At 42.2% G+C, this 24682-nt stretch carries 24 protein-coding genes, 1 tRNA gene and 1 pseudogene; 18 read left to right on the plus strand and 8 right to left on the minus strand.

Features of this window, described 5'->3' with window-relative positions; all coding sequences use genetic code 11:
• Positions 1 to 304: 304 nt before the first annotated feature.
• Both V7K35_RS11555 and V7K35_RS11560 read right to left on the minus strand, forming a co-directional pair.
• Positions 305 to 1867, minus strand: a complete 1563-nt coding sequence (locus tag V7K35_RS11555) for an NAD(P)H-hydrate dehydratase (RefSeq protein WP_335079032.1) — start codon at positions 1865 to 1867, stop codon at positions 305 to 307.
• A 726-nt stretch (positions 1868 to 2593) separates the two neighbouring features.
• A pseudogene (locus tag V7K35_RS11560) lies at positions 2594 to 2887 on the minus strand (hypothetical protein).
• A 304-nt stretch (positions 2888 to 3191) separates the two neighbouring features.
• On the opposite strand from V7K35_RS11560, the gene V7K35_RS11565 reads away from it, so the two are divergent.
• From V7K35_RS11565 to V7K35_RS11580, 4 genes are all read left to right on the plus strand, one after another.
• Entirely contained in the window at positions 3192 to 4397 is a 1206-nt protein-coding gene (locus tag V7K35_RS11565) for a murein hydrolase activator EnvC family protein (RefSeq protein WP_335079626.1), read from the plus strand.
• Between the two features lie 65 nt (positions 4398 to 4462).
• Positions 4463 to 4535 (plus strand) — tRNA-Arg (locus V7K35_RS11570).
• 215 nt (positions 4536 to 4750) lie between these two features.
• On the plus strand, positions 4751 to 5434 hold the full coding sequence (locus V7K35_RS11575) for a type I restriction-modification system subunit M N-terminal domain-containing protein (RefSeq protein ID WP_335079034.1): 684 nt from the start codon (positions 4751 to 4753) through the stop codon (positions 5432 to 5434).
• On the plus strand, positions 5352 to 6374 hold the full coding sequence (locus V7K35_RS11580; protein ID WP_335079036.1) for an N-6 DNA methylase: 1023 nt from the start codon (positions 5352 to 5354) through the stop codon (positions 6372 to 6374). Before V7K35_RS11575 ends, V7K35_RS11580 begins: the two co-directional genes overlap by 83 nt.
• 101 nt (positions 6375 to 6475) lie before the next feature.
• Here the strand turns inward: V7K35_RS11580 and V7K35_RS11585 are convergent, their stop codons facing one another.
• Positions 6476 to 6700 carry a hypothetical protein gene (locus V7K35_RS11585; RefSeq protein ID WP_335079038.1) on the minus strand — a complete coding sequence of 75 codons (225 nt, stop codon included), beginning with the start codon at positions 6698 to 6700 and terminating at the stop codon, positions 6476 to 6478.
• Positions 6701 to 6735: 35 nt separating this feature from the next.
• Between V7K35_RS11585 and V7K35_RS11590 the strand changes: the two genes are divergently transcribed.
• Positions 6736 to 7080 carry a hypothetical protein gene (locus V7K35_RS11590; RefSeq protein WP_335079040.1) on the plus strand — a complete coding sequence of 115 codons (345 nt, stop codon included), beginning with the start codon at positions 6736 to 6738 and terminating at the stop codon, positions 7078 to 7080.
• Between the two features lie 222 nt (positions 7081 to 7302).
• Here V7K35_RS11590 and V7K35_RS11595 read toward each other — a convergent pair whose 3' ends face one another.
• Positions 7303 to 7650, minus strand: coding sequence for a hypothetical protein (locus tag V7K35_RS11595; protein WP_335079042.1), 348 nt, complete (start codon positions 7648 to 7650; stop codon positions 7303 to 7305).
• Between the two features lie 320 nt (positions 7651 to 7970).
• Between V7K35_RS11595 and V7K35_RS11600 the strand changes: the two genes are divergently transcribed.
• The 11 genes from V7K35_RS11600 (at position 7971) to V7K35_RS29670 (ending at position 17734) form a co-directional block, all read left to right on the plus strand.
• Positions 7971 to 8297, plus strand: a complete 327-nt coding sequence (locus V7K35_RS11600) for a hypothetical protein (RefSeq protein ID WP_335079043.1) — start codon at positions 7971 to 7973, stop codon at positions 8295 to 8297.
• Positions 8297 to 8470, plus strand: coding sequence for a PIN domain nuclease (locus tag V7K35_RS11605; protein WP_335079045.1), 174 nt, complete (start codon positions 8297 to 8299; stop codon positions 8468 to 8470). Before V7K35_RS11600 ends, V7K35_RS11605 begins: the two co-directional genes overlap by 1 nt.
• A 9-nt stretch (positions 8471 to 8479) precedes the next feature.
• On the plus strand, positions 8480 to 8719 hold the full coding sequence (locus V7K35_RS11610; RefSeq protein ID WP_335079047.1) for a hypothetical protein: 240 nt from the start codon (positions 8480 to 8482) through the stop codon (positions 8717 to 8719).
• A gap of 11 nt (positions 8720 to 8730) precedes the next feature.
• A complete protein-coding gene (locus V7K35_RS11615) occupies positions 8731 to 10014 on the plus strand; it encodes a restriction endonuclease subunit S (protein WP_335079049.1) in 1284 nt (427 codons plus the stop codon).
• Positions 10011 to 13361, plus strand: a complete 3351-nt coding sequence (locus V7K35_RS11620) for a type I restriction endonuclease subunit R (RefSeq protein ID WP_335079051.1) — start codon at positions 10011 to 10013, stop codon at positions 13359 to 13361. Before V7K35_RS11615 ends, V7K35_RS11620 begins: the two co-directional genes overlap by 4 nt.
• On the plus strand, positions 13358 to 13687 hold the full coding sequence (locus tag V7K35_RS11625; RefSeq protein WP_335079053.1) for a M48 metallopeptidase family protein: 330 nt from the start codon (positions 13358 to 13360) through the stop codon (positions 13685 to 13687). The genes V7K35_RS11620 and V7K35_RS11625 overlap by 4 nt, the downstream gene beginning before the upstream one ends.
• A gap of 199 nt (positions 13688 to 13886) precedes the next feature.
• Positions 13887 to 14465 carry a Uma2 family endonuclease gene (locus V7K35_RS11630; protein ID WP_335079055.1) on the plus strand — a complete coding sequence of 193 codons (579 nt, stop codon included), beginning with the start codon at positions 13887 to 13889 and terminating at the stop codon, positions 14463 to 14465.
• 273 nt (positions 14466 to 14738) lie between these two features.
• Positions 14739 to 16157: a DUF3370 domain-containing protein gene (locus tag V7K35_RS11635; RefSeq protein WP_335079057.1), complete on the plus strand. Its 1419-nt coding sequence runs from the start codon at positions 14739 to 14741 to the stop codon at positions 16155 to 16157.
• A gap of 28 nt (positions 16158 to 16185) precedes the next feature.
• The gene (locus V7K35_RS11640) at positions 16186 to 16596 is read left to right on the plus strand and encodes a VOC family protein (RefSeq protein ID WP_335079059.1); all 411 of its coding nucleotides are present in this window, start codon (positions 16186 to 16188) and stop codon (positions 16594 to 16596) included.
• A gap of 31 nt (positions 16597 to 16627) precedes the next feature.
• Positions 16628 to 17509 (plus strand): ribosome biogenesis GTPase YlqF, encoded by an 882-nt coding sequence (gene ylqF / locus V7K35_RS11645; protein WP_335079061.1) that lies wholly within the window; start codon positions 16628 to 16630, stop codon positions 17507 to 17509.
• A 42-nt stretch (positions 17510 to 17551) separates the two neighbouring features.
• Positions 17552 to 17734: an SUMF1/EgtB/PvdO family nonheme iron enzyme gene (locus V7K35_RS29670; RefSeq protein WP_442939719.1), complete on the plus strand. Its 183-nt coding sequence runs from the start codon at positions 17552 to 17554 to the stop codon at positions 17732 to 17734.
• 111 nt (positions 17735 to 17845) lie between these two features.
• On the opposite strand, the gene V7K35_RS11650 is transcribed toward V7K35_RS29670, so the two are convergent.
• The gene (locus tag V7K35_RS11650; protein ID WP_335079063.1) at positions 17846 to 18064 is read right to left on the minus strand and encodes a Uma2 family endonuclease; all 219 of its coding nucleotides are present in this window, start codon (positions 18062 to 18064) and stop codon (positions 17846 to 17848) included.
• A gap of 353 nt (positions 18065 to 18417) precedes the next feature.
• Positions 18418 to 19800 carry a chromosomal replication initiator protein DnaA gene (dnaA, locus tag V7K35_RS11655; protein ID WP_335079065.1) on the minus strand — a complete coding sequence of 461 codons (1383 nt, stop codon included), beginning with the start codon at positions 19798 to 19800 and terminating at the stop codon, positions 18418 to 18420.
• Between the two features lie 164 nt (positions 19801 to 19964).
• Between dnaA and V7K35_RS11660 the strand changes: the two genes are divergently transcribed.
• Positions 19965 to 21224, plus strand: coding sequence for an HhoA/HhoB/HtrA family serine endopeptidase (locus V7K35_RS11660; protein WP_335079067.1), 1260 nt, complete (start codon positions 19965 to 19967; stop codon positions 21222 to 21224).
• Positions 21225 to 21428: 204 nt separating this feature from the next.
• On the plus strand, positions 21429 to 21959 hold the full coding sequence (gene def / locus V7K35_RS11665) for a peptide deformylase (RefSeq protein WP_334793348.1): 531 nt from the start codon (positions 21429 to 21431) through the stop codon (positions 21957 to 21959).
• A 156-nt stretch (positions 21960 to 22115) separates the two neighbouring features.
• On the opposite strand, the gene galE is transcribed toward def, so the two are convergent.
• A complete protein-coding gene (galE, locus tag V7K35_RS11670) occupies positions 22116 to 23120 on the minus strand; it encodes a UDP-glucose 4-epimerase GalE (protein WP_335079069.1) in 1005 nt (334 codons plus the stop codon).
• Entirely contained in the window at positions 23117 to 24526 is a 1410-nt protein-coding gene (locus V7K35_RS11675) for a sugar transferase (RefSeq protein ID WP_335079071.1), read from the minus strand. The genes galE and V7K35_RS11675 overlap by 4 nt, the downstream gene beginning before the upstream one ends.
• Positions 24527 to 24682 lie beyond the last annotated feature (156 nt).

Consider the following 24682-nt stretch of genomic DNA (forward strand, 5'->3'; position numbering starts at 1 on the left):
AGCATCTAGCGATGTCTACGACGGGCTACGCTTACCCAAATAAGCGAATCAATAAGGGTTATGCGAAGCGCCCGAAACCAACAAATACCGTTAAACATATTATGGCTAATTTGTACAGTGTGTAAGTCCTAGTTATATGATTACGGAGTCAAAAAATGCCATTTCAAAGCATAGATAGACAAAGAAAAAGGGAACGCTTAGATCCGACTATATGACCAAGCATTGTTACCTTAGCAGACTACTAATGGTTGCCTGTAATTTTTATTTTTGGGTCTGGAGTTTTAGAGTCATAGTTAGAAGCCATTTAATTATTTAGAACTTTTATCAAATATTGTGTCAATGTAAACGCATCTACACCCAATTCAGTACGCTCTTGGGCGGCTATTATACCCGCTTGTGAATGCCACCAAGCGGCAGTTGCTACAATATCTTCTACAGGAATCTGTTTAGTTGTCGCTTGCGCCAACAATCCACCCAGTAGCCCTGTTAACACGTCACCGCTACCGCCACGCGCCAAGGCGGGTGTGCTTTCAGGAACAATCCAAACGTCACCTTGAGGGTTGGCGATCGCAGTTCTCGCCCCTTTCAACAACACTACCGCCTCACTTTGCGCGGCTGCTTCCCGTACTGCTTTCACTCTGTCATGTTTGGCATCGGGGACATCAGGAAACAATCGCTCAAATTCGCCAGTGTGGGGTGTGAGTACGGTTATGGCTTGGCGTTTTTTTAGTGTGGCGATCGCTCCCATTTGTGCCAGGATATTTAAACCATCGGCATCGAGAAGCAAAGGGCGATCGCTTTCTATGACCTCTTCCACAATTGGAGTCGCATCTCGTGTTAAACCGGGGCCACAAGCGATCGCATTAAAGGAACTTAGATCAGTTTTTTCTGGTAGTTGTAGGTGGGCGATCGCTCCGGTTTCCGTTTCTGGACAACCGATAATTAACGCTTCTGGCAAGTGTGACACCAAAAGAGATTTTAGCGATTCCGGTACGGCAATCGAAAGCATCCCCACACCGCTAGCCCTAGCACCCAAACCACTTAAAATTGCTCCACCTGCATAGCGCCGCGAACCGCAAATTAACAGTAAATGTCCTTCCTTATATTTGTGAGTGACTGCTGGACGGGGTAGGGGTAAAGTAGCAAGTGCCGTTGCTGATGTAATACGTTTAATCCTGGGTGCATCTTTGAGAACAGCTTCCACATCAGCTAAAGGAATATCAAAATCGATTAACTCAGCTTTGCCGAGATATTCCAGCGCTTGATCTTGGAAAAAAGATAGTTTCCATAAACCCAAGCAAAAAGTGTGAGTGGCGCGAATCGCAGTTCCCAATACAACGCCAGTGTCGGTATGTAAACCTGAAGGTAAATCGATGCTATAAATCGGCACAGACAATTCATTTAGCTGATTAATTGCAGAGGCAATGGGATCAGTGAGGTTTTTTTCTAAACCATACCCAAACAACCCATCAATCAACAAATCAGAATCTGGCGGTTGGTCAATTGTTTGATAAATTGGAATGCCCAAGCTCTGAGCATACTGCAAGTGCTGCGAAGTTAATTCCTTAAGCTTAGAGAAAGGAGCATAAATCCAAATCTTATACCCGCGAAAGTGTAATTCACGCGCTACTACTAAAGCATCCCCGCCATTATGACCGGGGCCGACAAGAATTCCAACACGAGAAGGAACATCTCCTTTTTTAAGGGGATTTGGGAAGATATCTTGGATGCGACGGGCAATTAATCCCGCCACCTTTTCCATCAAAGCGACTACAGGCATTCCTGCTGCAAAGATCCGCTCTTCAATATCGCGCATCTGATTAGCAGTCACTACCACTTGCGAAATTTTTTCTTGCTTGTTCTGCATCAGTCCTGAGTGCTGAGTTATGAGTTTCACTAAACAACAGGTTCACTACTTTACTCATCAGCTTACCTTGGATGTGCTTATCACCTAGCAACTTTTCACTTTCCTGACTGACGTTATTTGAGTAAATCGCGGTAGTCGCTCAATTTATTAGTACAGTTTTGCGTCAAAGCCTAACGTTCTTAATGCAGGGGGACGCATTGGCATTGCAGAGGGACGCATTGGCATTGTATTGAAATGCATTGGCATTGCAGAGGGACGCATTAACATTGTATTGAGATGCATTGGCATTGTAGAGGGACGCATTAACATTGTATTGAGATGCATTGGCATTGCAGAGGGATGCATTGGCATTGCAGAGGGATGCATTGGCATTGTAAGGTATTGCCAAGTTTAATTCGCTACGAATTAATCAAATGCTGTATTGAGTCAGTTCATTGACAGGTAGCCTTCCGTTTCCACGCCGATTAGGAGGTACTGCTACAGCCTGATTTAGCACAGTGAGGAATCACTTGGTTTTTTAACTAAACCATTTCCTGACTGTTGCAGAACAGTTCCCATGCATGATTGACTAAACTCTTCAGTGCCATAGCTAAAATCACAGGTAATACTTGCCATGCTGCAAGCGCTCGAAGAATATTTTGATTTACTGTTCCATAGCAGCAAAGCATTCATCAAGTGGCGATCGCCCGATCCGCAAATCTAAAGAGAATATTGATAATCAGATAACTAGGAATTCTCTTTAATAGTGACTAATCCATGTATGCCTAACGCTGCAATTACTCCTCCCAGTAATCCCCAAGTCCCATTGGCAAACACATTGATGCGATGTAATGTATGTGCGATGATTGGCGAACTCTAACTGTCTATCATTTACTTTTCCCACCTCTACCAGGTTTTGCACATACCTTTCAGCTTTAATCAGTGTTGCATAATCGGATTAAACCAATATAACGAGACTCCCACCACTGCCAAACCTGGAAAAACCAAGGTAATTAAGAGAATTGCTATACGTGCATTCATACATCTCATCGGCTGATATACCTGCTTAGGGACTGACATAGCTGGAATCCTTATGTTACAACTTGGCAAATCAATTTAATAATGCTAGGACTTACGCACACTCTACGAATTCTCGGCGCTCTTGGCACGGCAGTTGCTTCAAGTCGGCAGAGCCGCCCAACGCACTGCCTCGTCTTGGCGGTTCGATAAATTAAGCGAAGTTGGCAATTTTTGCGTAAGTCCTAAATGCGTTGAAGTAGGTGAATCAGATTTTGGGAATAATCCTCATAGGTTTGTAAGCATCATTTTGGTTTGGCTGCACACTATGAGAGCGCGATTTATCGGAAAAGAGCAGATTTTTAGCTGTTTATCTATTGCATTTTGCTGCATTTTATGGATTTGTTTGGCATTAATTCCAGCCCACGCAACGTCCACAGAGTCTATTGATACTTTGCGACAACAGCAGCAACAAACGAATCAGCAGCATCAGAGTGTGGTTAACGATCGCGATCGCTTAACAAATCTCCAACAAGAGGCTCAAAAACACCTGACTGGTTTAAAGCAAAATCTGCAAACCACAGATAGCTACATTCAAGAGAGCGAATCACGATTACAACTCGCCACCCAACGCCTCCAGCAGTTAGAAGCTGATTTAGCTGTAGCGGAACGTGACTATGAGAAGCGGCAAATAGCAACAGTAGCACGATTGCGTTATCTCCAGCGATCGCCTGCATCTGTAGGATGGGCAGTTTTGCTCCAAAGTGAAAATATCAGCGATTTTATCAGCCGCCGTCATCAGTTGAAGTTAGTGTATCAGGCAGACCAGAAAATTTTAGTAAAACTCAACGCCCAAGCAAACTCAATCAATAAACAGAAAACAGACGTAGAACAGCAAAAAAACGAAATTGCTTTGATTCGTGAGCAACTGTTAGCACAAAAAGCCGATTATCAAACTCAGGCGCAATCACAATCAGAATTGATTCAACGCCTGAATAGCGATCGCCTAGCCTTGGAAGCGGCGCAAAACCAGCTAGAAAGGGAATCCAAAAATCTGGAAGTATTGATTCAACAAAAGGTAGCAGAAGCTAGAGCAGCAGAAGAAGCCCAAGCAAAAACCAACGGCCAGACAAGCATGATCATTCGGGGAACTGGTGTAATGGCATATCCTAGCGACGCTCCTACTAGCAGTCCCTTCGGCTGGCGGATACACCCAATTCTTGGCTATCGTCGCTTTCATGCTGGGTTAGATTTTGCCGCTAACTATGGTAGTACAATTCGGGCAGCCGATTCGGGAAGAGTGATTTTTGCTGGGTGGTATGGTGGTTATGGTAGAGCGGTAATTATCGACCACGGCAATGGTATGACTACACTGTACGGGCATACCAGCGAGTTATATGTTACCGAAGGACAAGCAGTTGAACGCGGACAAGCGATCGCTGCTGTCGGTTCCACAGGTTTCTCAACTGGGCCCCACCTCCACTTTGAAGTTCGTCAGAATGGTACACCAGTAGACCCAGCTAATTATCTTTAACCCATAAACCAAGTTTCTCTAGGCTGCAAATTCTATCACAGAGATGCTATAATATCTAAGAATAAGGGCGCGTAGCTCAGTGGATAGAGCAACAGATTCCGGTTCTGTGGGTCGGGGGTTCAAATCCCTCCGCGCTCGTTGAATTTAAAATTTAGACAAAACTATACGCTGTAGGGGCAATTTATTAGTTGTTCTTACGGCGTATTTAATTTTGCGTAAGTTCTATTGTGATTCCTGTGTGGTTAGAAATCGTTTATCAACAATTAGCCGAGAAACTGCGAAAATAGGGATTCCTCTAAATAAGATAGAAGCGATACCGATGGGTTTGCTCGCTAACGCAGGAGTTAAGTATAGTGCCGCGTGGAACCAGGAAAAACAGTAAAAAGCCAGTAGAAAAAAACGGTTCTCTTGATTTACCACTTCTACAGTTAGCGCAAGCTGGCGATCGCTTGGATATTCCGGCAATGGAACAATGGCTGTGGGATGCTGCTTGTAAGATACGCGGTGCAACGGATGCACCAAAATTCAAAGATTTTATTCTGCCGCTAATTTTCTACAAACGGCTGTCTGATGTCTTTGATGATGAGTATGAAAAGTGCGCCGAGAAGTTTGGGGGTGGAGACTTAGCCCGTGCTTTCATTGAAGCAGATCATCAAGATGCAATTAAAAATAATCGTCAGCCGATTGTGCGTTACTATGTCCCTCACCAATACCGTTGGGAGGCGATTCGCTTTCATCCTAAAGATAGCTTAGGGGAGTTTGTGACAACGGCGATGCGGGAAGTGGCAAAGCGCAATCCTGGGTTATCGGGAACGCTGACGCTCAAAGATTATAACGAGAAGCAAAGCAATCAGCGCGTTTTAGATGATGATCGTTTAAAGGACTTGATTGAAGTCATCAGTCGGCATCGCTTGGGGTTAAAGAATACCAATGCGGATGTTTTGGGGGAAGCCTATGAGTATTTGCTGCGGAAGTTTAAGTGCGGGGGAGTTTCTCACACCATCAGAGGTGGGTTGGTTGATTGCGGAAATTATTGACCCTGAACCCTACACGAAGATTTATGATCCCACTTGTGGATCGGGTAGGTTGTTGACTAAGCCGCGTCTGGTGTTCAACCGCAAGCATCCAGGGGAAGAGAGTAAAGCACCTCGGTTATTTGGGCAAGAGTTGAACTGGACAACTTTCGCAATCGCTAAAATGAATATGTTTTTGCAGGATTTTACTGATACACAAATTGCGATTGGCGATACATTTAGACAACCTAAATTTACGGTTGACAAGAAGGTGATGCGCTTTGATTATGTGGTTGCTAATCCGATGTGGAATCAGGACAACTACGGCGCAGATGCTTACGAAGAAGATTCTTTTGAACGGTTCAAAGACGGAATTGCCTCCAAATCTTCAGCAGATTGGGGATGGGTGCAGCATATTTGGGCATCGTTGAAAGATAACGGACGGGCGGCGGTTATTTTGGATACAGGGGCGGTGTCTCGCGGTTCCGGGAGTCAGAACAAAAATCAAGAAAGGGACATCCGTAAGGAATTTGTGGAAAAAGACAGAGTTGAAGGGGTGATTTTGCTACCTGAAAATTTGTTTTATAACACGACTGCGCCAGGGGTGGTAATTTTGTTAAATCGCCTGAAACCTCTGAATCGTAAAGGCGAGTTTTTGCTGATTAATGCTGCTGATTATTTTGTCAAGGGCGATCCGAAGAATATTTTGACACAAGAAGGGATTAAGGCGGTTTGTGAGGTTTATCGCAATTGGGAAACGCGAGAGAAGCTGAGTAAAGTTGTTAAGTTAGAAGAATTGAGGGAAGCGGATTATAATCTTAGTCCGTCGCAGTTTGTGGATGTTAGCGATAAAGTTGTGCATCGGGCGATCGCAGATATTTTGACAGATTTGGCGGTAGCAAGACAAGACAGGGAATGGGCGGATAAAGATTTAGCTGAGGTGTTAGCAAAGTTGAATTTATAGCGTTTTTCATTATATATCCTTGGACTCCATAAACCTGTCAGTTCACAGATAAGGGCACTCTACTGCCGAGGCAAGGTCGGATCAAGTTATCCGGAAACTTCTCAACGTCTCGCCTCTATCAGGTTTCTGCGATGCGATCTGCTTTGCAGCAACGCTAGGCTAACGCCTCGCTTCGCTAACGCGATCGCTTTGGGCCCCGAATCATCCCGAATCAATCTTCCAATTAGGCGTATAACCAGAAGTAACTTGGCTATACATTTGCAAGACCAATGCAGAAATACGTCCTGAGAGTTTTGCGATCGCCCATAGCGCTCTTGTAAAATCATTTTCAATTGTTGAGAATTCGTCCAGGATAAAGTTTATGGCAGATAAGTCCGGTCAAGACCCCTCGGAAATCCCAGTGGCAACGGTTGATGAAGAACGAAAAGGCGCAACTTTCAGCGGTACGGTCATCCTTGGTATAGATCCTGAGGGTGGGGCAGTCGTTTTCTTTAAAGACTTTTTAATTGAAGATTATAAAGGCGAACTTACCGCAAATCTTGCAACAGATGGCGATATAAAGAAAAGCATTGATTTAGGCGAACTCGATCATAAAAGCCCCAGTTTTAAGCTGCCAATTCCGCTGGGAACGGATACATTACCCTACAATACAGTCGTGTTGAGCGACAAAAAAAGCAAGAAAAAAATCCTGACGATCGATCTATAAAATTTGTAACTTAGCTCGTAGTTCAGCCAAATTCGATTGCCCTCCTGTATAGATCTCAAATGGGTTCTATAAAACGATGTTTGAAAAGTCTTTTTGTTGGTAGCAAAACGTTTTAGATCCCCCTAAATCCCCCTTAAAAAGGGGGACTTTGATTCCGGTTCCCCCCTTAAAAGGGGGGCTAGGGGGGATCAACAAGTGCCTAAAATCACAGCCAACCACTTTTCAAACAACCTCTAAGGCGATCGCATTTGTTATTTCGGCGTACGCATTTGTTATTTCGGCGTACGCATTTGTTGATTTGGGGTTCGCATTTGTTGATTCGGCGTACGCATTTGTTATTTCGGCGTACGCATTTGTTGATTCGGCGTACGCATTTGTTATTTCGGCGTACGCATTTGTTGATTCGGCGTACGCATTTGTTGATTCGGCGTACGCATTTGTTATTTCGGCGTACGCATTTGTTATTTCGGCGTACGCATTTGTTGATTCGGCGTACGCATTTGTTGATTCGGCGTACGCATTTGTTGATTCGGCGTACGCATTTGTTGATTTGGCGTGTCCATAACGCACCCGACGAAACTACTAGAATTGAAACCTATGCTAGTCATACTTGTGTGTATACCCTAGCCTACAAGGAGAGAGGCTATAAGGCTTACTTCCCAAGGCTAGTGGGGAAGGGGTTGGGGGTTAGGTCTGGTAGAATTGTTATTTACTTTGGTAGTAATGGAGAATATCAGGGAACAAAGGCTTATTTGCGGATATTAGACTATTTACGCTTGCTGATTCTTGAGTATTTAAGTTTGTCTGCAATGAGTAGTAGAGTGTAAGTTGCTAAAATTTAAATCAGCTACAAGTGTTTTCTCATTTTTATTTTTATTGAGGATACAGCAATGACTCAAGCAATTGATAAGGAACAAGTAGTGATTGATGAATTTAGAAAGTTATCTCCTGAGAAGCAGGATGAGGTAATTGATTATATTCAGTTTTTGCAGTTTAAGGAGATGCAAAAGCAGGATGTAGAACATAAAGAAGAGAAAGAACCTATTTCCGCCTATGAAGCAGCCAAAGAGTTTGCTGGCTGCGTTGGTGGAGATTCTGGCGATTGCGAAAAACAAGTTTCCTTTTTAGAAGCGGCTAAGGAGTTTATTGGATGTGTTGATGGAGGCCCCGGAGATTTGGCGACTAATAAAAAGCATCTAGAAGGATACGGTAGGTAGTGAAGCAAAATATCATTATTGATACTGGCTCCCTAGTTGCTTTAATTAATAATCGAGAACAATATCACAGTTGGGCTACTAAAGAAGTTGCTAATCTAGCTTATCTTTTCTTTACTTGTGAAGCAGTAATTAGTGAAGCGTGTTTTTTATTGCGAGATTTTTATGGTGGATAGGATGCGGTTATGTCTTTACTAGATACTGGCATAATTCAAATCTCTTTTCGTCTCAGTGATGAAATAGGAACGGTTAGAGAGTTGTTGAAGCGGTATCAGAATGTGCCAATGTCTTTAGCTGATGCGTGTTTGGTAAGAATGAGTGAGTTGATTAATGGTAGTAGTGTGTTAACTCTAGATAGTGATTTTCGGGTTTATCGGAAGAATAAGAATGAAATGATGGATTTGATTATTGCAGATGGAATATGAGAGGGGTAGAGATGAATGAAACTCAATTACCGCCTCATTGGAAATTTGTTAAGTTAGGGGATGTGGTTAGAGAGTCTATCAGGGATGGTGTACACCAAACTCCAACTTATATAAATTACGGTATTCCTTTTATTAAAGGTAAAGACATTTTTGATAATAAAGTAAGTTTTGCAAACTGTTCTTATATTTCTTTAGAAGAACATTTAAAAATTAGCAAAAAAGTAAAGCCAGAATTAGAAGATATTTTATTAACTAAAGTTGGAACAGTAGGAAACGTTGCAATTATTGAGACATCTGATAATTTTAGTATATTTGTTCAGGTTGCTTTAATAAAGCCAAAACTAGATGAAGTGGATTCTAGATTTTTAATGTATGTACTTCATTCTAGATGTGGTCAGGAAGAAATAGCGTCCAAATCCTCTCAGTCAACTATGCGTTTTATAGGAACGCAAAAAATAGCTACTATTAAAATTCCTCTTCCCCCACTTCCTGAACAAAAAACGATCGCCCACACTTTGCGAACCATCCAAAAAGCCAAAGAAACCCGCCAGCGAGAGTTAGAACTGGAACGAGAACGCAAAGCTGTATTGATGCAGTATCTCTTTACTTATGGCACTAATCCCCAATATAACTCTTTCCAAAAAACAAGATTTGGAAAAGTACCTCAGTATTGGAAAACAGTTCCACTTGAAAAATGTGCATCTATACAGACAGGAACTGCAAAAGGAAGAAAATTCCCAGATAGTGAGACTGTTATTTTACCTTATTTAAGAGTTGCTAATGTTCAAGATGGTTATTTAGATTTATCCGAAATAAAAGAAATTAGCATCCGAAAGTCAGAAGTAAAACGATATAGCTTACAAGTGAATGATGTGGTTTTAACGGAAGGTGGAGATCCTGATAAACTAGGTCGTGGGTTTATTTGGGAGGGACAGATTCCTAACTGTATTCATCAAAATCACATTTTTGCTGTTAGAACTAACCGAGAGATACTTTTACCTGAATATTTAGCTTACTTGGTTCAAAGTGATTATGGAAAAGCTTATTTTTTATCCGTAGCTCATAGAACTACAAATTTAGCTTCTATCAATAGTACAAAGCTTAAAGCTTTTCCTACACTTGTACCAGATATCAGCGAACAAAATAAAATTGTCACAATTTTACAAATATGCGATCGCAAAATTCAAGCCTTAGAAAAAGAAATCGCTTTTACTGACGAACTATTCCACGCCATGCTAGAACAACTGATGATAGGTAAAATTTCTACCCAACCCTTAACCGAGACTTACGTATGAGCGAAGCTTCCGCCGTGCAAAGACCGATGCTGAAATATGCCTATGATATAGGCTGGGAATACCTAACTTCAAAAGAGGCATTACAACGGCGGGAAGGCAAGGGAGAGGAAAAGCTCAAAGAACGCTACTTTGCCGATGTTCTTCGCAGTCAACTAATTAAACTAAATCCTGGCGTTGTCACCTCTAACAATATAGATGAAATTCTTCGCCGCCTGCGAAACATTGACAGCATCATCGAAGGCAACCGCGAAGCTTTAAACTGGTTGCAAGGCAAACAATCTATTTTTGTCGCCGAAGAAAACCGCGACAGAAACATTACCCTCATCGACTTTAACAACCCGGAAAATAACATCTTCCAAGTCACAGATGAATGGTCGCAAAAAGGCGTAAAATTTCCCAACCGCGCCGATATTATTTTTCTGATTAACGGTATTCCCGTTGCCATTGCTGAAACCAAAGGAGAAAAGAAAACTGATGGTTTAGCACTAGGCATTGACCAAATTCGCCGCTACCACAACCAAACCCCAGAATTGCTAGCCTTTCCCCAAGTTTTTGAAGTCACAGAGTTGTGGAATTTCTGGTATGGCTTAACCTGGAATACCAACCGCAAAAACTTGTTTGAATGGAAACTGACCTCTCCCCTGCAAGGGGCTACGGTGTACACACAAGTTATCGAATCACTACAAGTTCTCGAATTACCCCACCCTAACCCTCCCCTTGGAAAGGGGAGGGAACTAGATTTTCTTGTTTCCCCTCTTTCTAAGGGGGGATTAAGGGGGGTAAAACCCGGATCTCAAAGTAACTCCGATTTGTCTGTACACGTTAGCCTACAAGGGGAGGGGAACAATATTACTCCCCCTTCCCTCGTAGGGAAGGGGGCTGGGGGGTTAGGTTCGATTATCCAAGAAGGCGACTACGAAGAGAAAATCAAAACCTTCTTCGACCATCAACGCTTTTTAGAGATTCTCAGATATTACATTGTTTTCCTCGAACGCGATGACGGCTTAACCAAAGTAATTTTACGCCAACACCAAACCCGTGCAGTCAAAAAAGTCCTGCAACGCATCCAAGACCCGAATAAAAAACGCGGACTAGTTTGGCATACCCAAGGCAGTGGTAAAACCCTCACCATGATTACAGTTGCCGCCCAACTCCGCAATATTAGCGGCGATAATACCGTAATCATGATTGTTGACCGCAACGAACTAGAAAACCAACTAGATAAAAACCTCAAAGCTTATGGCATCAAAAGTTATGAAGTTGCAACCAGTAAAGCAGACTTAGAAAAACTCATCCAAGATGATTATCGCGGCCTAATCGTCGCCATGATTCACAAATTCGACAAGATGAAGGTAGAAAATAAGCGTTCGACGATTACCGTCTTAGTCGATGAGGCACACCGTAGCACAGGCGGTAATTTCGGCATATATTTAATGGCTGCCCTCCCCAACGCCACATTTATCGGTTTCACAGGTACACCTGTCAGTAAAGCAGCTAAAGGACAAAGTACCTTCCAAACCTTCGGCGAACCTACTGACCCCAAATACAGCCTAGATTCGTATTCAACCGCCGACTCGGTACGAGATGGCACAACCCTGAAGCTAAATTATGCCCTAGCGAAATCAGAGTTTCGCGTTCCCCAAGAAATTTTAGAAAAAGAATTTCTCCAACTCCAAGCCGCAGAAGGCATTAACGATATAGAGGAACTTGATGGCATTCTCGATCGCGCAGTTAAATTAAAAGAGTTTCTCAAAAGCAGCGATAGAGTAGATAAAGTAGCGAAATTTGTCGCCGCACACTTTCGGGACTACGTTGAACCAATGGGCTTTAAAGCCTTTATGGTTGGTGTAGATCGGGAAGCTTGTAGACTTTACAAACAAGCCTTAGATAAATATCTCCCTAGCGAATATTCAACCGTTGTTTATTCCCGGACTACAGCCGCAGGACTGCGGGAGTACAACCTGACTGATGCCGAAGAGAAAGAAGTCCGCAAAGCCTTTATTAAAAAATCCGTCGTTTCTGCCAGAATATCCTTACCAAATGCAGTCATCGACTTTATCGAATCTCGCCCGAAAGATTTTAGCTACGACAACAAAACCCTAACTTTTACAGGTTATTGTTCTGCTGAAGATGCCCAAAATTTAGAAATTCTTTGCGGTGGCGATGCTGATGCTGTGACCAAAATTCGCCAACTTTACGAAGACTACCGCAAAGCCTTGCCGAAAATTCTCATCGTCACCGAGAAACTACTGACGGGGTTTGATGCGCCAATACTTTACTGTATGTATCTCGATAAACCGATGCGCGACCACGTTCTCTTGCAGGGAATCGCCCGTGTGAATCGCCCATACGAAGACGCAGAAGGTTTAGTTAAGCCCTACGGCTTTGTTCTAGATTTTATCGGTATCTTTGGCGACAAACTAGAGCAAGCCCTAGCCTTTGAATCGGGAGAAGTTAACGACATCATCCAAAATGTTGATGTGATCAAAAACCTCCTGCAAACGATGATGGAAAATACTGCACCAGAGTATTTACCGCTAGCTAAGGGATGGGACGACAAAGCAAAAGAACGCGCTGCGGCTTATTTTGCAGACAAAGATTTGCGCGAGAAATTCTTTAAATTTGTCCGCCAACTCCAATCAATTTACGAAATCTTGTCTCCTGACCCCGACCTGCGTCCCTTCATGGAAAATTATCAAGCGATCGCCAGGCTTTACGGAACAATCCGCGCTGCTTACAATACCAGTCCCTACATTGATATTGAACTCACCGCCAAAACCAAAGAACTAGTCCGCCGCAACGTTACAATTGGCGAGTTAGAAATGCCAGGGACAATCCACGAACTCAATGCCCAACAATTAGAACAATTTCGCCAAAATAGCACAACAGATACAGTAAAAGTTCTAAACTTGAGTAAGGCATTGTTGAAAGCAGTAAACCAGCAAAGTCAGCGATCGCCTTTTTTGATTTCCATTGGCGAACGTGCCGAAATTGTCCGCGCTAGCTTTGAAAACCGCCAAATAGAGGCTGGTGTTGCTTTAGCTAAACTAGATGAAATTGCCAATGAATGCATAGAGGCAGAAGTTTTACGGCAACAACTCAAGGTTGATGAAAACACCTTTGCGATTTACACTGTCATCAAGCAAGCAGTTGATCGCCTAGATATCAACCAAGCCGAAACCATCAACGCCATTTATGGCAACTTCCCTGATTACTGGTGGGATGCGCGTCAGGAAATTGATTTAAGAACTGAACTTTACGCTAATATTTATCCTATTACAAGCTCAGTCGAGCAAACCATTGAAGTCACCAACAACCTGCTGAAACTCGAACGAGTCGAATCATGATTGCTAGCTGCGACAATCGAAAATGGAAAGACGCGCAAGCACTTAAAGATGCTGTGGGAGAATGGAGCGATCGGATTAAAGTCCAAGTTAAACAAATTCAACTGCGTCCGATGAAGCGCAAGTGGGCATCTATTTCAACTACAGGACGCTTAACGCTGAATACTGAATTGCTAGACTTACCAAAAGAATTGGGTGAGTTTGCGATCGTTCACGAACTTGTGCATTTACTCGTTCCCAATCACGGCAAGGTGTTTAAGTGCTTTATGTTTGCTTATTTGCCTGATTGGGAAGAGAGGGAAAAGCGATTGCAGGGGTATGCGGGTTAGTGGTGGAAATTAGAGGGAGAGTAAGGGCGATTTACACCATTAAAAGCACCATTAGTTATCAAGAAACTTTTTTTGTGCCAGAAAAAGCGCGATGGGCATATATTCGTGATCAGCTACAACTAGAGGTAGAGGCTAAGTCAAACCGAGCACTAGCACATGAGTTTGACGCAACTAGGATTTTAGTGGAGCGCAATTAATTATGACTGCTTTAACCTTACAATTACCTCCTAATCTGCAATTTACCGATGAGGAATTTGCACAAATTGTTGCTGTGAATAAAGAATTACGACTAGAGTTAACTGCTGAAGGGGAATTAATTATCATGTCACCTACTGGGGGAGAAACGGGAAACCGTAATTTTGATTTATTAGGTCAGATATGGTTTTGGAGTAATCAAAATAATTTGGGAAAAGCTTTTGATTCTTCTACTGGGTTTAAACTGCCAAATGGGGCAACTCGTTCACCTGATGCTTCTTGGGTAAGAATAGAAAGATGGGATGCTCTTACCCCAGAACAAAGAAAGAAATTTCTCCCTTTGTGTCCTGATTTTGCAGTGGAATTAGTTTCTGAAACTGATGATGTGGAAGATACTAAAGCGAAAATGGAGGAATACTTAAGAAATGGCTTACAACTAGGTTGGTTAATTAATCCTAAAGATAAACAAGTAATAATTTATCGTCCAAATCTTGCACCGAAAGTTTTACAATCTCCTACAAGTTTATCTGGTGAGGATGTTCTCCCTGGTTTTGTTTTAAATTTACAACAAATTTTTGCATAGATGAGTGTTTATCTTGATTTGATTTCTACAATCACTAAACGTTCTCAAATTCAAATTTTTATAAGTATTACGCACTTGTGGTCATGCGATCGCTTAAACCATCGACACTCCCTTTGAACATCAAAGCCGCATACTGAAGTTGCCACTACACTTAAAATTTAACAGCGATGGCTGCGCCCGCCGTAGGCATCGCATTCTCCGAAATCCGCTTCCAGGAAGTTGTAGTAATAACTTGTTATATTTGACACCACAGCTTTCTTGATGCTCAAATTTATGCTAGCTAAATTACCATCACCTCTATTCATACTTCTATTAGGATTTGGCATAACTCAAACCTTTGGATGCACATCTGATAAAGATAATTCAGCGATCGCTCAAACTTCACCAAAGCCAGCACCCCAAGAAATTGTGCAACCAGGAGAAGTTCGAGCCTTACCAGGTGAGTTGGATAAAATACCCGTTTTTAACAGCAATAGCCCAGAATGGATTAAAACTGAAGGTATTTTACTTTCTACCTTTCCAACAAACAATAAAAAAGTTCCAGCAGCACACCTTAATTTTCCGTTTCAGGGACGCTTTGACTTATTCGCCCACCATTACTCCCACACTCCCAAGGATTTACAAACGTTATATTTGGGCGTAATTGTGTATAATCCTGGTAAAAAACCTGTAACACTAGATGTGTTGCAAGCGGCAAGTTATTTGATGCAAGATGCGCCTTTTGTTACCTTATCTCCCTACATAGAAAATAATGATGGTAAGGCTTACTCTGGGCCAGGCGATCGCGCTGTTGGTGATGTACTCCGAGGTGTTCGACAAGCAGATTTTCCCGCAAAGCTGATAATTCCCCCAGGACAGAGCCGGATGTTGTTAAATCATCCGATTCCTGTACGAAATTTAGAAAAGCCGGTGAATGGTCGCTCTACCTTTATACGGCTGCATAGTAACGATCAAGTTTATGCGGCAAGTTTAGCAATGTTTGCCAAGAAAAATTCTGATAATACAGAACGCCCACCGACTCTTGCAGAATGGCAAGCTTTACTAAATACCGGCAACTTCGCCGGGCCGCGAGATAAAACCCCTAGTCCTCCAAATGCTACTAGTGGCGTACTGATTTATGGGCGTGTAGCTGGTGTGTCTAGTGGTTCCCAGTGGCAAGCAAAGTTGGTAGATAATCCCCAAACCACAATTCTAACTATTCCCCAGCCTGGCAGAGCTATTTCCTATACTTTAGACACATTGCGAAATGGTCGATTGGGCACTCAACAAATTCAAACGGCCAAAATCCTGGTACGTTATCCAGATACGGCATACGAAGCACATGGCAATTATGCGGTGGAATATAAACTCACCTTACCCTTAAGCAACAATACCAACCAAAACCAGACCGTGACTGTGACTTTGGAAACACCTTTGAAGGAAGATAAATTATCTCAAGGTGGTGTGCGTTTTCGCAAACCATCCCTAGATTTTCCTTTCTTCCGTGGTACAGTGCGGCTACGCTACTTTGATGACCAAGGTCAACAAAAGACGCGCTATGTACATTTATGGCACAGAACTGGTCAGGTCTTAGAACCATTGGTGCAGCTTGTACTTCCACCTTCGACTAAGCGGATAGTACAGGTAGATGTGATTTATCCACCAGATTCGACACCACCGCAAGTCCTGAGTGTAAGAACTTTAGAAAAGTGATCTCAAAATCAAATAACTTTAGGTTTATATGGTTTTCCAGTACACTAACGCATTTGTCACCATAGCATCGGTTAATTGTGAGGAGTTAGTGCATTTCTATACTAGATTTCTGGAGCAAAAGCCAATTATTTTGATTCCGAATATCTATGCTGAGTTTGATTTGGTTGGTATGCGATTAGGTATTTTTAAACCCAAGAACACAAACGAATCGGAATTTGAAGCGATGTCTAACGACAAGCCATTTTATGTCTACGCCAAAAGTAAGATAAGTTTATGTTTAGAGGTGAGTAACTTAGAAGATGCGATCGCTCACTTAACAGCTTTGGGCTATCCCCCACCAGGAAAGATTTCCATTGCTGACCACGGCAGAGAAATTTACGCTTATGACCCTGATGGCAACCGTCTGATTTTACATCAAGCCATAGTGAATGATAATTGATAAGTGATAATAATTTATTTGGTAATTGACTATGGCTATAACTCAAAACTATAGATTAAACCTGATTCAATGGTATCCAGGTCACATTGCGAAAGCTGAAAAGAAGCTCAAAGAACAGTTGAAGCGCGTAGATGTGGTCTTTGAAGTCCGAGACGCCCGGATTCCCTTAGCGACTCACCATCCCCAAATAGGCGAGTGGGTGGAGGGTAAAAAACGGGTGTTGATACTTAACCGAGTAGATATGATTACGCCACAAATGCGATCGCTGTGGATAGATTGGTTTAAACGTCAGGGAGAAGTCCCTTATTTTACTAACGCTCAACATGGTAAAGGTATAGCAGAAGTGGCACGGGCAGCGCAAGCCGCTGGGGTAGAACTTAATCAAAGAAGAAGCGATCGCGGCATGTTACCCCGTCCAGTGCGGGCTGTGGTGATTGGTTTTCCCAATGTCGGTAAATCAGCTTTGATAAACCGTCTGTTAGGAAAGCGAGTAGTGGAAAGTGCAGCCCGTCCTGGGGTGACTCGCCAACTGCGCTGGGTGCGAATTTCTGAACATTTGGAATTGCTAGATGCTCCTGGTGTCATCCCTGTAAGATTGGAAGACCAAGACGCAGCTTTGAAATTAGCTATTTGTGATGATATCGGTGAAGCATCTTACGATAATCAGCTAGTAGCAGCAGCCCTAGTGGATTTACTCAACTATTTGGAAGCTGTAGCCACAGATTTGTTACCAAAAAAACCATTACAGTCCCGCTACCAACTCGATTCGGTATCAGACACCGGAGATACTTATTTGCACGCCTTGGCAGAGCATCGTTACAAAGGTGACATAGAGCGAGCTGCAAGGCAACTTTTAACAGATTTTCGCAAGGGGTTGTTGGGTGAAATGAGTTTGGAATTACCCCCTAATTAATGAATAGCCTTTTCTTTCCAAAGACAGAAAAGAGAAGATGCTATCTACGCGCCAGCAGACGCTAGCCCTTGGATGAGTGATAATGATAATCGCGTGTTGCGTGGTGGTTCGTGGTACTATGTTTCAAAGTATTCCCGTTCTGCGAATCGCGGCAGGGACGCGTGTGACTATAGAAGCAGCCGCATAGGTTTTCGGATTGTGGTTGCGGCTCCCCTCATGACTTAGTATCCCTTTACACTCTTGGCTTTTCTCTTTTCCCTTCTTTATTTCTCTTACGCTCTGCGCGATCAATTCTCAGAGTCAGTGCATATTATTGCATTGTTGCATAATTGGATTTTAGACTTGTCCAGCCGTTAATACTTGAACTGCGGTCACATCCAGGATTGGAAAAGTCCCTGACTTAATAATATCTGTTTTCTGAAATACAATTTCTTCATACAGTCCATCTACCAGAGTCAGCAGAGTAATTCGGGCTTTCTGGGCATCAACAATCCAGTATTCAGGGATACCTTGTGCAGCATACTCAGAACGCTTATAGCGGTACAAAATTCTCATGAATAATTTAGGATTGCTATATATTGTCAAATTGCCAAAAGATATACTTACCTTCAGAGGTTGTTTGAAAAGTCTAATTTATTACTGTTTCTTTTTGATATTAGGCAAGCTGACTATCTGTGGAAAACTTGTGGAAAAACTCAGGTAATTTTCCACAAGGTAATTATACTTAATTAAGTTTTATTAGCAAAATATCAAGTTTTCCACAGAATTTTCCACAAAAAGTAAGATTTTTTCTACAATCTAAGTGAAATTTAATCAATTTTTATACGTTACTTAATATTTTCAACTAATTATTTAGCCGTTAACGCTAATGAGCGGAGCGCTGATTGTGGAAAACTTAAAATACATCTTCAGGATGGTTTTTGAGAACGGCTAGTCATATTGATGCGATCGCTCAGTTGGCGTAGTGTTTGTGCTAAAGTGCGATCGCTCTCATGGAGTTGGGTAATTTTATCGCAACTATAGATTACCGTTGTATGGTCTTTACCACCAAACTCCTCGCCAATTCTCGGCAAACTTAGGGATGTATGTTGACGCATTAGATACATTCCTATTTGACGCGCCCAGCTAATCTCTCTTCGCCGTGAGTTACTTTTGAGGTCGTCTATTGAAATCTCAAAATTATCGGCTATAACTTTTAAAATTGCTTCTGGGGTAGCTGCCATTTTTTCGTTAGGCGGTTCTAAAACTGGTGTGATATTTTCCACCGTCATCGGTAAGCTCCAAATAGAAATATAAGCCACCGCCCGAATTAAAGCTCCTTCTAATTCTCGAATATTAGAAGTATAGTTAGAAGCAATATATTCAATCACGTCGCGGGGAAGACAAATATTTTCATCCTCGGCTTTTTTCTGCAAAATTGCCATTCTAGTTTCTAAATCCGGCTTTTGGATATCTGCAATTAACCCCATAGAAAACCGAGAACAAAGACGTTCTTGCAAACTAGGAATCTGATTAGGAGGACGATCGGAAGCAATCACAACTTGTTTACCAGCTTCATGTAAAGTATTAAAAGTATAAAAAAATTCTTCTTGGGTGTATTCCTTTCCTTCCAGAAACTGAATATCATCAACTAATAAAACATCAGCGGCTCGGTAATGTTCTCGAAAACTTTGCATACTATCTTTACGAATCGCTGTAATTAAATCATTAGTAAACTGCTCAGTAGAAACATAAAATATTTTACAATCTGGACAAATTTCCCAGCGATAATGACCAATAGCCTGCATCAAATGAGTTTTACCTAAACCTACGCCACCGCATAAAAATAAAGGATTAAACTCCCTACCTGGAGATTCTGCAACTGCCAAAGAAGCAGCGTGAGCCATCCGATTGTTAGCACCAACTACAAATCGCGAAAATACATATTTTGAGTTTAATTCAGTAGTTTTTTGGTTATGATTAGGAACAGCTTCAGAAATACTGTTAGGATTTGGTGATTCCCAAGAAATCTCTCGTTCACTAAAATGAGAAACTTCATCACCTTGAGCAACAGTAATGTAAATACCCACCGGATGACCCAGAATATCTTGTACTACATGAGCAATGGTATTGATGTAATACTTCTGTAACCAATTACGAGCAAATGGGTTAGGAGTACGGATTACCAAACAATTATTTTCTAATCGCTCCGCACTAGCAGTTTTGATCCAAGTTTCAAAGGTGGGTCGGGATAGTTCAAGCTGTAGGCGCTCTAGTACCTGACTCCACAGACTTTCTATAGGAATTTCCATTATCCACCACCTTTGCTGCTAATCGTCACAATAGAAGATAAAGCACCAATTTAGCATTGAGACACGCTAGACCTAGAATAAGCTTTTAAGTTGTAATCATTTTGGGATATACCCGGTAGGCAAGATTCTAACACCCAGCGACTGACACGGAGAAGCAACGACACATGAAGACAAGAAACCATCACTTAACCCCCAAAAATATTCATCCCAGGCGTTTGCCCCACAGATGGGGGGTAGATAATATTCTGGGGATGCTCTCATCTGGGGTAGCAGTGGTGTTACTGGGGAGCTGCTCTCTTCTACCTGCTAAGACCTTTGAGACTCAACAAGGGGAAACTCAAGCTCAAAAGACAATAGAATCTAATCCAGTAATTGTCCCTCCACCGATTTTCTCTTCGTCTGGAGATCCTAATTTTGTGGTGAAAGTAGTGCAACAGGTGGGGCCTGCGGTAGTTCGCATTGATTCTTCCCGAACAATCACTTCTCGTGTACCAGACGAATTTAACGACCCATTATTCCGGCGGTTTTTTGGAGACGCAACGCCACAGCCTAGACAACGGGTAGAGCGAGGTAGTGGTTCTGGATTTATCATTAATTCCTCAGGTCAAATTGTAACGAATTCCCATGTGGTAGATGGTGCTGATAGAGTGACTGTCACACTCAAAGATGGCCGGACTTTTGATGGTAAAGTTTTGGGTGAAGACCCGGTGACGGATGTAGCTACGATCAAAATTGATGCGAATAATCTGCCAACTCTATCTGTGGGTAACTCTGATGCTTTGCAACCAGGAGAAGCAGTAATTGCCATTGGTAACCCCTTAGGCTTGAATAATACCGTTACTTCTGGGATTATTAGTGCTACAGGTCGTTCTGGTAGCGACATCGGTGCTAGCGACAAGCGGGTTGATTACATCCAAACGGATGCTGCGATTAACCCTGGTAATTCCGGTGGGCCATTGCTAAATACTCGTGGCCAGGTAATTGCGATGAACACAGCCATTATTCGAGGCGCTCAAGGCTTAGGATTTGCTATTCCCATCAACACCGTGCAAAAAATTGCCCAAGAATTAATTGCTAAAGGCAAAGTCGATCATCCTTATTTGGGTGTTCAGATGGTAACATTGACACCAGAAAATAAAGAAAGAATAAAAAATCTAGCAGGCGATCGCTTAAATATTACAGCAGATGACGGCGTTTTGCTAGTTGAGATTGTGCCGCGATCGCCTGCATCTGTGGCTGGACTACGAGTTGGCGATGTGATTAAAAGCATTAATAACCAGCCTGTTACTAAAATTGAAGAAGTACAAAAGCTAGTAGAAAAGAGCCAAATCGGTACTAAGTTACCAATAGAAGTGGAACGCAATGGGCAAATTGTCCAAGTAGGAATCCAACCTGCTCCTTTGCCCGTGAGACGTGAAGGATGATATTAGAAGTAAGGAGTGCTGAGTGGGAGAGAATAACTAATGCCCAATACAACTCTTAGAGAGGCTGTGCCTTAAGCGTAGCTATGCCGCAGGCTTTACGACGCCGGCTCTATCGAGCGTTCGCGTAGCGTCTCTAAGAGTTGTCGAGATGCTCAGTACAAGTGCCCAATGCCCAATACCCCATTACCAAAAAGAGTTTTTATTATGACTGAATTAGCGCCAATAATTCAATTAGGCAATCCAACATTGCGCCAAAAAGCTGCTTGGGTTGAGAATATTCAAGATGAGCATATTCAAAAATTAATTGAAGACTTAATCACCACTGTTGCCAAGGCTAACGGCGTAGGGATTGCTGCGCCTCAAGTAGCACAATCCTATCGTTTATTTATTGTGGCTTCCCGTCCTAATGCCAGGTATCCCAACGCTCCGGAAATGCAACCCACTGCCATGATTAATCCCAAAATCATTGCTCATTCAACTGAAGTTATCAAAGATTGGGAAGGTTGTTTAAGTGTTCCAGGAATTAGGGGGTTAGTTCCTCGGTATAAATCTATTGAAGTGGAATACACTGACTCTCAAGGCAACTTACAAAAGCAAGAATTAACCGATTTTATTGCTCGGATTTTTCAACACGAGTTCGATCACCTCGACGGTATCGTATTTGTAGATCGTCTAGAGAACACTCTCGATATGATCACTGAACAGGAATATCAACAACGAATCGTTAACAATTAATAAAAGGGACTAATATAGTACTTTAACTCATCATGTATCACTAAGAACATCAAACCAGATGTTCCTAGATTACATCTGGTGCTTCTTTTTTGCTTAATAGCGATCGCCTTTCTGGAAAAACTTTTTGGTTTACTGACACTGATTCAGTACTCCGAATCAGTATGTAGAGGATGTCACCATCAAATCTTTCTGGTGCATTTCCCAAGCTAGGGTAGTGTACACAATTTGATCTAAGTCATTATATTTTGGTTGCCAACCCAGTAATTTAGAGATTTTATCAGCACCAGCGATCACACAAGCAGGATCACCAGGGCGACGTTCTGTTTCAATAACCGGAAAATCTACCCCAGAAATAACCTTAACCCGTTCAATAACTTGACGGACACTGTATCCTTGTCCATAACCACAGTTGATAATTTGGCTTTCGTTACCTTGCTCTAGATAGGTTAAAGCATCTAAATGTGCTGCTGCTAGGTCTTCAACATGAATGTAGTCTCTAATTGCCGTTCCATCTGGTGTAGGAAAATCTGTACCAAAAATTTTTACTCCTAGTCTGCGTTTGAGTGCAGCATCACACGTAACTCTAATTAAATGAGATGCTCCTTTTGACATCTGCCCCAATCGCCCACCAGGTTCTGCTCCAGCAACATTAAAGTATCGTAAAATTACGTAACGTAAATCAGAAGCCTTTGCATAGTCACGAATCAACCATTCACAAGAAAGTTTTGATCGCCCATAGGGGTTAATAGGTTCAGCTGGTGTAGATTCAGTAACAGGACTCGTTTCTGGTTGTCCATAGACAGCTGCTGTACTGGAAAAGATAATTTGGTTGACACCCATGTTGCTGCAACAACGGAGTAAATTCAGGGTGTTGCGAGTATTGTTAGCGTAATAGTCTAGGGGACGAGAAACAGATTCGGGTACGTTCAGACTGCCAGCAAAGTGTAAAACTGCCGTAAATTGATGCTGACAAAATACCTGACAGAGACATTCTAAATCTTTTAAATCACCAATAATTAACTCACCATGCAATACTGCTTGGGGTGAACCCGTAGAACAATTGTCATAGACCACAACATCGTAACCTGCTTCGCCCAACTTACAAACCACGTGCGAGCCAATATATCCTGCTCCACCAGTAACTAAGACTTTTTTATTCATCTGCCTTTACCCAGTAATACTACCCGAATGGTTTTGAAGATGATCGCTAAATCCAAAGCTAGGGAATAATTTTTGATGTAGTAGAGGTCGTAAGCTAATTTCTCGTAAGCATCTTCTACTGATGCGCCGTAGGGATACATTACCTGCGCCCAGCCTGTGATTCCGGGTTTGATGACATAACGTAAGTCATAGTAGGGAATTTCTTGTCGCAGCTTGATATCAAATTCTGGCCGTTCTGGACGGGGGCCAATGAGGCTCATTTCTCCCCGGAGAACGTTTAAAATCTGTGGTAGTTCATCGATTCTAGTCAGGCGTAACCAGCGTCCGAATCTAGTAATCCGAGGATCTCGTTCGTTCGCCCACTGCACTCCCCGTTTTTCAGCATCCTGATACATGGAACGAAATTTGTAAACTCTAAAGGGCTTTCCTTCCAAACCAGTCCTCATCTGTGTGTATAACACTGGGCCTGGACTATCTAACTTAATTGCTAGTACTACTAGCAACATCAGTGGAGATAAAAACAGAAATAATGACCATGCCAGAATAATGTCCAATAACCGCTTGAGCTTTTGACTAATGCTGTCACCCGCTAAATTAAAACCAGCACCAAAAGCCAGCCAGTTATCCTGAAGCAGAAATGAGGGAAGTTTGTGCCACAAGGTTTCACAAATATCAGGAATTCCGTAGATGGAGACACCAGATAAACGTAACTGCATCAACTGCTGTATCTCTGCACTAGATAATTCCATTGGGGTTGTTACTACTACCCCTGACCAAGGTTGTTGACTCCATTGGGGTAAGTCATTGAGGCTCCCCACAAAAACTCGATTACTTTTTGCTAATTCATTGGTGTTTGGCTCTGCTGTTGCTAGAACAACCAAGCGCCCTAATGAACTGTGTTCTAGAAAAGTTTTGCTAAATAAAATGGCTTTTTTACCTGCACCCAAAATTAGCCAACGGCTGTGTTGATCTTGCGATCGCACCCACTTGGCTGCCCATATTCTTGATCCTATAGCCCAGATGGTAAATATGCCTAAGCTAGGGAGCAAAATTCCTCGTTTCAAGACCAAATCTTTCCCCCAAACACCAGTAAAGTAAATGAGAGCTGCAATAATGCTACCGACAGCAACATTACTAATCAAAATGCGGAATGGAGCGCGTAACCCTGCTATTTGGGTATCTGGATGGTAAGTATCTGCTAAATACAGCCCTACGAGAACTAGGAAAAAAAATAAATAAATTAAAGGGTCAAAACTATTCAAATTTTGATTCAATCGTAACCATAAAAAGAAAGACAAACTCAACAATAAACCCACTATATCCCCTAATAACAGTAATACACAGAGGAGATTATCTGTCTGAGAGAACTTTTTGGTTTTTTTGCCAACAGCAACAGTAATAGTCATTTGCGGAGTTTAGTAAAAATTACAGCATAGATATAACAAAATTGGACGCAAGCAATAATTACCCTGAAATTTTAATGTGAGATTTTAATAGTTAAAAATATTTCAAAGCCGTCAGTAAACTAAATGATAAGCAATCGAAAACAAAAGCCAAGCTTT

The organism is Nostoc sp. (genome assembly GCF_036917275.1).
Classification (GTDB): Bacteria; Cyanobacteriota; Cyanobacteriia; order Cyanobacteriales; family Nostocaceae; genus Nostoc.